Below are 11316 nucleotides of genomic sequence, written 5' to 3'. Positions count from 1 at the left end.
CGATCGCCATGCAAATTTAAAATACAAGTATGGAAATCGGCATTTTTGGTGTCGTGGGTATTATGTTGACACAGTTGGTAAATACGAAAACGCGATTAAAGAATATATACAGAACCAATTGCAGGATGATATTGCAAATGATCAATTAAGTTTATTTGAATCAGTGGACCCGTTTACGGGGAAGCGAGAGAAAAAAGGCTAAGAAAAAAGCCCCCGAGTAGGGGGCTGCCAGTGATAATAGTGTGATTGCCAGATTGTTTCGATGCGCCCTTTAGGGTGCTACCACAGGTAATTGGCCCTTATAGGGCCTGAGCAAACCACCCGTTTCACGGGTGGTTTTGATTTCAAGTTTTCCAAGGGCAAAACTTCCTCTGTCGCGTTTCGATAAAGAAAAGAGATGCCGCAAAATGAATTGTCATTTCGCGGCATCTCACGTTAGAGTATGGTTTCTTATTAATTTGCTGCTGCCTGGACTTCATCATCGTCCCAGTCGTTAGCGCCTTCGTTGGAAAGACCGAGTTTTTTCAGGATTGCGAGGTCTCCTTTGATTGTTGTTCCGCAGGTGGTGAGCATATCACCGCTGATGCTTGCGGAAGCACCGGACATGAACGCCTTTTCTCCGTTGTCCGGCATAACCTTTCTGCCTGCGGCAAGACGGATGTTTGCTTCAGGATTTATATAGCGGAAGAATGCGATGGTACGCATGACATCCTCAGCAGGAATCTGCGGACGATCCTCAAGAGCAGTGCCTTTAATCGGCATAAGAGCATTGATGGGGATGGAGTAGATGTTAAGCTCCGCAAGGCTGATTGCCATGTCGAGACGGTCATCCCAGTCCTCGCCCATGCCGATGATACCGCCTGAGCATACACAGAGGCCTTCCTTCTGTGCAATCTTAATCGTACGGATTTTGTCGTCATAAGTATGAGTTGTGCAAATCTGCGGGAAGAAGCGCTTGGAGGTCTCAATGTTGTGATGGTAGCTTGTTACGCCTACCTCGTGCAGACGGTGGAACTGCTCAGCGTTCAAAAAGCCCATGGAAGCGCAAAGCTCTATAGTGAGGTCCTTTTTCATCATGCGGAAAGCGTCAAGAGCCTTCTCGAACTCTTCGCCTGTCAGCGCACGGCCTGCCGTTACGATTGCAAAACGGTTCAGTCCCGCATCCTGGTTCTTCTTTGCTTCAGCATAGATTTTTTCCTTTGGAAGGAAAGGATATTCATCAATACCCGTGCAATGATGTGCCGACTGAGCGCAGTACTTGCAGTCCTCAGGGCAGCGACCGCTGCGTCCGTTGATGATGGAGCAGAGGTCTACATGATTTCTGCGGTAGCGTTTCTGTATAGCACCTGCGCCGCGCTCAAGCTCCTCAAGGTCACAGGTCTTGAAAAACTCAAGATCGTCACCGCGCTTGATGCGGTAGCCGTTGATGATTTTCTGTGCGAGTTCTGAAACGGATGTTGTCATAAAAAACAGCCTCACTTTTTATTGAGTATCGTTTTAGTAGGGATTCCGATTTGTATTATAAAACTCTGTAGGGTATTCGTCAACTTATAATTTGGCAACGGTTAACTAAAAGTTGGTTAACGAAACAAGCGAGTCTGAAAATTTTATGTCTGACGTTGTATTTTTCACTTCTCGCGGCATGTATATAAATGAGAAAAGCATCTTTTATCTGCTGAAGTTTGGCAGATGAAAGATGCCTTTTTAGTTGGGGAAAATTTTCTTATACGTATACGTTTGTGAAAAATATTTTGAAACGCTTGATACTCCAGTGGTTTCAAGGAATCATCCAAAAATTATTATAGCATAATTAACCATTCAGAAACGCATAACTTTCTGAAATGATTATGAGCTTGTTTTCTATTTTAGGCGTGAGTATGCCTTCATATTTTTAATTTTATCCAAGAAACATTCGTGTAGTGAAAGATTTAGAGAATAGGTACAAGCATTGGAAGGAGAGAAACCCATTGGAGCTTATAGATAACGTCAATAAAACTTTAAAAGATGATCTGATTGCAGAGATAAAAAAAGACAGCAAAGTATCTATAGCTGCGGCGTGTTTCTCAATATATGCGTTTTCGGAGTTAAAGAAAGAACTAAAGAATATTGATGAGCTGCGGTTTATTTTCACGTCACCAACCTTTGTGCAGGAGCGGGCAAAAAAAGAAAAGCGGGAGTTTTACATACCTAGACTGGAACGGGAGCGCAGTCTGTATGGCTCCGAATTTGAGATAAAGCTTCGCAATGAAATGACACAGAAAGCCATTGCAAAGGAATGTGCGGAATGGATTCGAAAGAAGGCTGTGTTTAAGTCCAATGTTACCCGCGAAAACATGATGGGCTTTATGAACGTTGATGAAAAGAGCTATATGCCTTTAGGCGGATTTACTACAGTTGACCTTGGCTGTGAGCGAGGGAATAACGCTTATTACATGATTCAAAAGACTGACGCGCCAATGAGCAGTGCTTATCTGCAGCTTTTTGAACAGATATGGAATGATGAAGCCAAGCTGCAAACTGTCACAGATGAAGTCATAGACAGTATCACAAATGTATATAACGAAAATTCTCCTGATTATCTCTACTTTGTAACACTCTATAACATCTTCAACGAGTTCCTTGAGGATTTGTCTGAAGATGACCTGCCGAATGAGGCTACAGGCTTCAAGGAAAGCAAAATATGGGGCATGCTTTATAACTTCCAGAAGGATGCTGCTTTGGCAATCATAAACAAGCTTGAAAAATACAACGGTTGTATTTTGGCGGATTCGGTTGGTTTAGGTAAAACCTTTACTGCTCTGTCCGTCATAAAGTACTACGAGAACAGAAATAAATGTGTTCTCGTACTTTGCCCGAAAAAACTGGCAAACAATTGGAATACCTATAAGGACAACTATGTTAATAATCCTATCGCGGCAGACCGGATGCGTTATGATGTGCTGTTTCATACAGACCTCAGCAGAGACAGAGGAACATCAAACGGACTCGACCTTGACCGTCTCAACTGGGGAAACTATGACCTGGTGGTCATTGATGAATCCCACAACTTTCGTAACGGAGGAAAGATAACGGGAGAGGACGAGAAAGAAAACCGTTATCTCAAACTGCTAAATAAAATCATCCGTATGGGAGTGAAAACAAAAGTTTTGATGCTCTCCGCAACTCCTGTAAATAATCGCTTTTTCGACCTTAAGAATCAGCTGGCTCTTGCTTACGAGGGCGAGAGCCGGTTTCTTGATGAAAAGCTCGGTACAAAAAGAAGTATAGAGGATATTTTTAGGGCAGCTCAGACAGCATTTAACAGATGGAGCAGGCTTAGTCCGAATGAAAGAAGCACGGACAGACTGCTTAAAGAGTTAGACTTTGATTTCTTTGAACTGCTTGATAGCGTGACAATTGCGCGGTCGAGGAAGCATATCCAAAAGTATTATGATACCGCTGACATCGGTACTTTCCCGAAGAGAAATAAACCCATATCAATTAGGCCGGGACTTACGGACCTTGATGATGCAATCAGCTACAACGAGATATTTGAGCAGTTAAATTCACTCAGCCTGTGTGTGTACGCTCCGTCAGCGTATGTACTGGCAAGCAAGACAGACAAATATGAAAACCTGTATGGCAAGAAGGATGACAATATGGGCGTCACTCTTGCCGGACGAGAAGAGGGTATGCGGCGGCTGATGTCCGTAAACCTTATGAAGCGCATGGAGTCATCGGTATATGCGTTTCGATTGACGGTGGAACGGATACGTGCACTGATTTCGAATACTATCGGAGAAATCATTGAGTATGAAAACGGCGTAAACAAAAAGGCATTGGATGCTATAAATCTGGCTGATACAGAGTTTGACGAGGATGACCAGAATGACGACATCTTTACCATTGGGCGCAAGGTAAAGATAGAACTTGCGGACATGGACTACAGGACTTGGAAGCGTGAGCTTGAGAAGGATAGAGATATTCTGGATGGTCTGCTTGTTGCGATATCAGGCATTACGGCGGAGCATGACAGCAAGCTAAGGTCCCTTTTTGATGTGATAGACGATAAACAGGCGCATCCAATAAACCTTGGAAACAAAAAGATAATCATATTTACTGCCTTTGCCGATACCGCGGATTATCTCTACGAGAACGTAAGTAAATACGTCAAGGAGCAGTACGGCTTAGACAGTGCTATTATCACAGGCTCTATTGACGGCAGGACGACGATTAAGAGCCTGAATACAGACTTGAATACTGTGCTTACCTGCTTTTCACCGATATCAAAAGACAAAAAACTTCTCATGCCTAATCAGAAGGCTGAAATTGATGTGCTGATTGCCACGGATTGTATTTCAGAAGGTCAGAACCTGCAGGACTGCGATTATCTTATCAACTACGACATACACTGGAATCCTGTACGCATTATTCAGCGGTTCGGGCGAATAGACCGCATTGGAAGTAAAAACGAGTGCGTACAGCTTGTGAATTTCTGGCCTGATATATCGCTGGACGAATATATCAAGCTGAAAGCCCGTGTGGAAACGCGTATGAAAATCGTGGATATGACGGCAACTGGCGATGATAATGTCCTGAGTCCTGAGGAACAGGGAGAACTGGAATACAGGAAACAGCAGCTGAAACGGCTGCAGGAGGAAGTTGTAGATATCGAAGAGATGTCTACGGGTATCTCCATCATGGATTTGGGCTTAAACGAGTTCAGACTCGACCTTCTTGACTATATCAGGGAGAATCCAGAGCTTGAAAAAGCACCGCACGGAATGGATGCAGTCGTACATCATACGGATGAACTGCCGCCGGGAGCCATCTTCGTGCTCAGAAATGTAAAAAATGAGGTCAATATAGACAGTCAGAATCGACTGCACCCGTTCTATATGGTTTATCTTGCGGATGACGGTGAGGTGGTTATCGACCATCTGTCTCCCAAAGAAATGCTGGATTCCTTCCGACTGCTGTGCAAGGGAAAGACGGAGCCGGATAGGGAATTATGCGAGGCATTTAATGAGGAAACAAATGACGGGCGAAAGATGAGCAAATACTCGGAAATGCTTGGGGATGCTATAGCATCCATCATTGAGGTCAAAGATGAAAGTGACATAGACAGCTTCCTGAGTGGTAAACAGATGAGCTTCCTGACAGAGACAATAAACGGCCTGGATGATTTTGAGCTTATTAGTTTCCTTGTCATCAAGTAGGGGGTGCTGTTTGATGTTTGATTTACCTAGGTCAACAGAGATACGAAAGCCTATTCATAAGAAGCTGATATATCAAAAATTCTCTGCGGAGCTTGATGGAGAAAAGAGAAAACGGTTTGACGAGGATATCAGCCGAATCACGGTAACGAATGAAATATCGGAGAAATCGGTAAACATAAGACCTGTGGATGAGGTTTCATCCATTTTTGTAATACAGATTGAACTTAAGAGCAAGGAATACAACGAAAGAAATATTGCGCTTGTATCTAAGCTGTTCGGGCAGAAGCTCCTGCTGGTGCTGCACGTTGATGGCGAATATCAGCTTGCTATCTATGAAACGCAGCTGCTCAAATCCGAGTGGAAAAAAGAAGCGGAAATCAAACTGCGTATAGATGGACTGGATTTGAGAACTGTGTGGAACAGCTTTGTAACTGCAGTGTCGGGTATCAGCGCGCAAGACGGAAATACACTTTCAGAGCAGATAGGGATTGAGGCAGAAAAGGAACGGCTGAAAAAGATAATCGTGGAGCTTGAGCGAAAGGCACGCAAAGAGGTTCAGTCAAAAAGGAAATTCGAGCTTCACAGGAAGATTGGTGAATATAAAAAGAGATTAGAGGTTATGTGAGATGGCTGAAAAATTGAAAATGAGAACGGAAAATATTGCAGATAAAAATTTCGAAGCATTGTCAAAGCTGTTCCCAAATGCGGTGACGGAAGCTATGGATGAAAATGGAGAGGTCGTTCGTGCCATTGACGCGGACGTACTGCGTCAGGAAATATCCTGCAAAGTTGTGGATGGAAAGGAAGAGCGTTACCAGTTTACTTGGCCGGATAAGAAGAAACACATTCTCGAGGCTAATGCTCCTATTACAGCAACACTCAGACCTCAAAGAGAAAGTAGTGTAGATTTTGATAATACAGAGAACATTTACATTGAAGGAGATAATCTTGATACGTTAAAGCTGTTACAGGAAACGTACTTGAATAAGATAAAGATGGTATACATTGATCCACCTTACAATACAGGAAATAACTTAATATATCGGAATGACTTTCATAACGGCATAGATGATTATCTGGAAAATAGTGGGCAGTTTGATGAACAAGGTAATTATATGGTTCAAAATCTTGAGACAAACGGTCGATTTCATACAGCATGGTTGAACATGATGTTTGTGCGATTAAAAGTAGCTAAAAATCTTCTTTCAGATGAGGGTGTTTTAGTTTGTGCTATTGATGAAAATGAATTTGATACATTATCGATAATGCTCAAAGAGATTTTTGGGGAAAGCAGTTATGAACATGTTTGTGTAACAGTAGTACATAATCCAAGGGGACAACAGGGGAATAATTTTTCACATACAAATGAATATGCATTGTTTGTCTATCCTAAAGGAATTAAAGCAGTAGCTGATAGAAAAATAGAAGACGGGGATGTTTCATGGTCGCAATTCAGAAACTGGGGGAGCGAATCAGAAAGAAAAGATGCGAAAAATTGTTTTTATCCTATCATCGTGAATCCAAAGACTGGAAGAATAACTGATTTTGGCGATGTATGCGATGATGAATATCATCCTATGCAGACTGTGATTAAAAATGACCTTGCTTATGTTTATCCCATAGATAAAAGTGGTGTTGAGAGAAAGTGGAGATACGCCAGACAATCTGTTGAAACGATACGCAATATGCTTAGGGTTAAAAAAACTGACGGTGGCTATGAAATAGAAATAGGTAAAAATTTTGGTGTTCAGAGAACGGTATGGAATGATAAGAGATATGATGCTAATGAATATGGAACAAAGATTGTAAATGATTTAGTTCCTAATAGTGGTTTTTCATTCCCGAAAAGTTTATGGACTGTATATGATTCATTGTTTGCTGGAACAGCAAACGATAAAGATGCAATTATTCTAGATTTTTTTTCAGGTTCAGCTACAACTGCGCATGCAACAATGAAATTAAATGCGGAAGACGGAGGAAACAGGAAGTTTATTTTAGTTCAGGTTCCTGAGAAAATAGATGAAAAATCAGAATCATTTAAGGCTGGATTTAAAACAATATGTGATATTGGAGAAGAAAGGGTTAAACAGGCGGGAATAAAAATCAAAGAAGAGTACCCTAATAGTAATGTTGACGTAGGCGTTAGAATTTTGCGATTGGATTCATCAAATATGAAAAATATTTACTATAGTCCTGCTGATACAGAGCAGAAGTTGATTGATGTTGCGGTTGATAATATTAAGCCTGATCGTACACCTGAAGATTTATTGTTCCAAGTCATGCTTGATTTGGGCGTTTTGCTGTCAAGCAAGATTGAGGAGATGGAGATAGACGGCAAGAAGGTATTCAATGTGGCGGATGGATTCCTTGTTGCCTGCTTCGATAAGGATGTTACTGATGAGACTATTAGAGCTGTGGCAAAAATGAAACCGTATTATGCCGTGTTCAGGGACAGCTCCATGGCGAGTGACAGCGTTGCGACGAATTTTGATCAGATATTTGCAAGTATCAGTCCTGATACCATAAGGAAGGTGCTGTAATATGCGCTTCAACTTTAAGGTACAGCAGTATCAGACGGACGCAGTTGACAGTGTGGTAAATTGCTTCAAGGGACAGCCGTATCAGGATAAGGTATCCTATCGCAGAGATATAGGCACAAAGAAACCGCCTCAGGTGAGTCCTTCTTTGCTTCCGGGATTTGAGATGTATGAGCAGTCGAAACTGAATCTGGAAGATGATTATGATGATGCGGGCTTCAAAAATGAACGGCTGATGATTTCACATGATGTATTACTGTCGAATATCAAAGATGTTCAGCAGCGGAATAATGTCATGATATCCGATAAACTGGTAGGGAATTTAGGTGCTTGTTCTCTTGACGTGGAGATGGAGACAGGCACAGGAAAGACCTACGTGTATATCAAGACAATGTTTGAGCTGAATAAGAAGTACGGCTGGAGCAAGTTCATTGTGGTTGTTCCTTCCATTGCTATCAGGGAAGGCGTAAAGAAATCGTTTGAGATTACGCAAGAGCATTTTATGGAGCAATATCATAAGAAGATTCGTTTCTTCGTCTATAACAGCAAAAATCTCAACCAGCTTGATTCCTTCTCAAGCAACGCCGGTATCAATGCAATGATTATCAATATGCAGGCGTTTAACACATCCATGAAGGAGGGCGGAAAAAGCAAGGAAGCCCGTATAATATATGACAAGCGTGACGAGTTTGGCAGCCGCAGACCGATTGATGTCATAAAAGCAAACAACCCAATCATTATATTGGATGAGCCGCAGAAGATGGGCGGAGATGCAACACAAAAGGCATTAAAAAACTTCAATCCTTTGTTCGTGTTGAATTATTCAGCTACCCATGCGCAGCATCATAACCTTGTCTACGCTCTTGACGCGGTGGATGCGTATAATCAGAGACTTGTAAAGAAGATAGAGGTAAAGGGCTTTCAGGTCAAAAATTATCGCGGTACAGACAAGTATTTGTTTCTTGAGGATATTATTCTTTCGCCTACGAAACCGCCAAGAGCCCGTATGGAGTACGAGAAGGATTATAAAACGAAGGGCATAAATCGTGAGACAAGAATGTTCGATGTGGACGATAATCTGTACGAGATTTCAAACGAACTGAATCAGTACAAAGGTTATCGTGTTTCTGAGATAAATCCAATTGATGGGACGGTATCTTTTACGAACGGCGTGACAATACACAGGGGTGATGTGGTTGGAGATATATCAGAAAAGGATATGCGCCGTGTGCAGATTAGGGAGACCATAAAGTCGCATCTCGAAAAAGAGGAAGCGCTCTTTGACAAGGGAATTAAAACTTTGTCTTTGTTCTTCATTGATGAGGTTGCAAAGTATCGTCAGTATGATGAGGATGGAAAAGAGCTGTTGGGAGAATACGGGAAAATGTTCGAGCAGGAATATAATGATGTGGTAAACGAGTATATTTCGTTGTTCGATACACCGTATCAGAAGTATTTGAAGAGTATAAATGTCAGTGATACGCATAAGGGCTATTTCAGCATTGATAAGAAAGGGCATGCTGTAGACAGCACAATAAAGCGTGGTTCTGATATTTCAGATGATATTTCTGCGTATGACTTGATTTTGAAGAACAAAGAACGGTTGCTTAGCTTTGATGAGCCTACACGGTTTATTTTCTCGCATTCTGCGCTCCGTGAGGGCTGGGATAATCCGAATGTATTCCAGATATGCACTCTGAAGCACAGCGACAGCACAACAGGAAAGCGTCAGGAGGTCGGACGTGGACTGCGCCTTTGCGTAAATCAGGACGGACATCGTATGGATGAGCAGAGCGTAGGCGCGGAAAGTGTTCATAAAATCAATAAGCTTACTGTTATTGCCAGTGAAAGTTATAAGGATTTTGTTACAGATTTGCAGAGACAGATTCGTACGGACCTGTATGAGCGTCCGAGACGCGCAAATAAGGAATATTTCAGCGGAAAAACTGTTGTTGTTGGCGGTCAACCTCAGAAGATTATGGAAAAGCAGGCAACGATGATATATTCGTATCTTGTGAAGAATGATTATATAACGACAGATGGGGAAGATCATATTACTGAGCAGTATCGCGTAGATATTGCAAATGGAACTGTCGCACCATTGCCTGAGAGCTTGGCTGAATGCTCGGAAGGGGTTCACAAGCTGATTCAGAGTGTTTTCGATGAAAAGATTCTTGAGGATATGCTTGAGGATGGCAACAAAACTCCGATAACTAATGATTTGAATGATGATAATTTTAAAAAGTTCCAGACTTTATGGGGATATATCAATCACAAGTATGCGTATACTGTTGATTTTGACAGTGATGAATTGATTCGTAATTCTATTGACGCGATTGATAAAGATCTGTACGTATCTATGCTGCAGTACACGACATCTGTATCTGAACAGAAGGATGACTTAAAAGCAGATGAGATAAAGAACGGGGAGTCCTTCAAGGATGTGAAATCGAAAACTGCGGTGCTGGAGCATTTCGAAACAAGTCAGGTTGAGTATGATTTGATTGGTGAAATTGCAGGGGGAGCGATTCTCACACGAAGGACGGTCGCCGCTATACTTAAGGGCATTCGTAAAGACAAGTTTGGTTTGTTCAAGAATAATCCGGAAGAATTCATTGCAAAGGTCACGCGGATTATCAAAGAGCAAAAGGCTGCAATGATTGTTGAACATATTTCTTATGATCAGCTTGATGGTAAATATGATACGTCAATTTTTACCGCTGAAAAGCATGGTACGATTGATAAGGCTTTCAGAGCAAAGAAGCATATCCAGCCCTTTGTGTTTACAGATGGAATGGCAAATAAATCAGTAGAGCGAAGGTTTGCTGAAGACCTTGACGGAGCTGAAGAGGTCTGTGTATACGCAAAGCTGCCGAGAGGGTTCGCTATCCCTACGCCTGTGGGAAATTACAGCCCTGACTGGGCAATTGCGTTTAAGGAAGGAACGGTAAAACATATCTTTTTTGTTGCAGAGACAAAGGGGACTATGGAGACTTTGCAGCTGCGTCCGATTGAGCAAGCTAAGATATTATGTGCACGAAAGCTGTTCAATGAGATTTCAACAGACAATGTTGTGTATCACGATGTTAACAGCTATCAGAATTTGCTTAATATCATGCCTTCAATTGAGAAGAAGTGTAATGGTTAACACAAAAGCGCTATTAAATTTGAGGATTTGATATGGTAGCCCCAAATTTGTAAATGTGAACAACAGAGGGATATTTTTGTTCCTCTGTTGTTCATTTTTGGTAGCCGAATAGGCGATATTAAACCACCAGCTATGCTGGTGGTAAGTAAAAATTTCTTTTAGTAAAAAACCTCCTATGCTACAATCTGCGTGGTCTGGCAACCGCGGAGAAAAAGTATAGGAGGTTTTGTCGATGAACGACGTGAAAAGTTTATCACATAGCAAATGGCGTTGCAAATATCATATTGTTTTTGCACCAAAGTATCGTAGACAGGCAATTTATCGCCAGTTAAAACAAGATGTAGGAAAAATCTTGAGAGATTTGTGTGAACGCAAAAAGGTTAAAATTATTGAGGCAGAATGTTGCCCGGATCATATACATATGTTAGTGGAA

Annotated in this window: 7 protein-coding genes; 6 read left to right on the top strand and 1 reads right to left on the bottom strand. The window is 41.8% G+C overall.

All coding sequences use genetic code 11. The features are described 5' to 3' along the window. Positions 1-202, top strand: a 202-nt coding sequence (locus BUA83_RS12325; protein WP_200796067.1) for a transposase, incomplete at its 5' end; no start/stop codon positions are given. A 251-nt stretch (positions 203-453) separates the two neighbouring features. Here the strand turns inward: BUA83_RS12325 and bioB are convergent. Beyond that, positions 454-1464: a biotin synthase BioB gene (gene bioB, locus BUA83_RS12320; protein ID WP_072936579.1), complete on the bottom strand. Its 1011-nt coding sequence runs from the start codon at positions 1462-1464 to the stop codon at positions 454-456. Between the two features lie 503 nt (positions 1465-1967). Between bioB and BUA83_RS12315 the strand changes: the two genes are divergently transcribed. The 5 genes from BUA83_RS12315 to tnpA form a co-directional block, all read left to right on the top strand. Beyond that, positions 1968-5198, top strand: coding sequence for a helicase-related protein (locus BUA83_RS12315; RefSeq protein WP_072936578.1), 3231 nt, complete (start codon positions 1968-1970; stop codon positions 5196-5198). 13 nt (positions 5199-5211) lie between these two features. Next, positions 5212-5823, top strand: a complete 612-nt coding sequence (locus BUA83_RS12310) for a DUF4391 domain-containing protein (RefSeq protein WP_072936577.1) — start codon at positions 5212-5214, stop codon at positions 5821-5823. A gap of 1 nt (position 5824) precedes the next feature. Further along, on the top strand, positions 5825-7738 hold the full coding sequence (locus tag BUA83_RS12305; RefSeq protein ID WP_072936576.1) for a site-specific DNA-methyltransferase: 1914 nt from the start codon (positions 5825-5827) through the stop codon (positions 7736-7738). A gap of 1 nt (position 7739) precedes the next feature. Continuing rightward, complete coding sequence (locus tag BUA83_RS12300; RefSeq protein ID WP_072936575.1) at positions 7740-10883, top strand: type III restriction-modification system endonuclease; 3144 nt, start codon at positions 7740-7742, stop codon at positions 10881-10883. Positions 10884-11115: 232 nt separating this feature from the next. Then, a partial coding sequence (gene tnpA, locus BUA83_RS12295; RefSeq protein ID WP_144340539.1) for an IS200/IS605 family transposase occupies positions 11116-11316 on the top strand: 201 nt, incomplete at its 3' end.

The sequence above is a fragment of the Schwartzia succinivorans DSM 10502 genome (assembly GCF_900129225.1).
GTDB lineage: Bacteria > Bacillota > Negativicutes > Selenomonadales > Selenomonadaceae > Schwartzia > Schwartzia succinivorans.
This window is presented reverse-complemented; position numbering and strand designations above follow the sequence as displayed.

What these genes read in the sequence shown, in the direction of transcription:
- bioB (WP_072936579.1), bottom strand. Translation starts at nt 1,464, where the DNA reads ATGACAACATCCGTTTCAGAACTCGCACAGAAAATCATCAACGGCTAC.
- BUA83_RS12310 (WP_072936577.1), top strand. Translation starts at nt 5,212, where the DNA reads ATGTTTGATTTACCTAGGTCAACAGAGATACGAAAGCCTATTCATAAG.
- BUA83_RS12300 (WP_072936575.1), top strand. Translation starts at nt 7,740, where the DNA reads ATGCGCTTCAACTTTAAGGTACAGCAGTATCAGACGGACGCAGTTGAC.
- BUA83_RS12305 (WP_072936576.1), top strand. Translation starts at nt 5,825, where the DNA reads ATGGCTGAAAAATTGAAAATGAGAACGGAAAATATTGCAGATAAAAAT.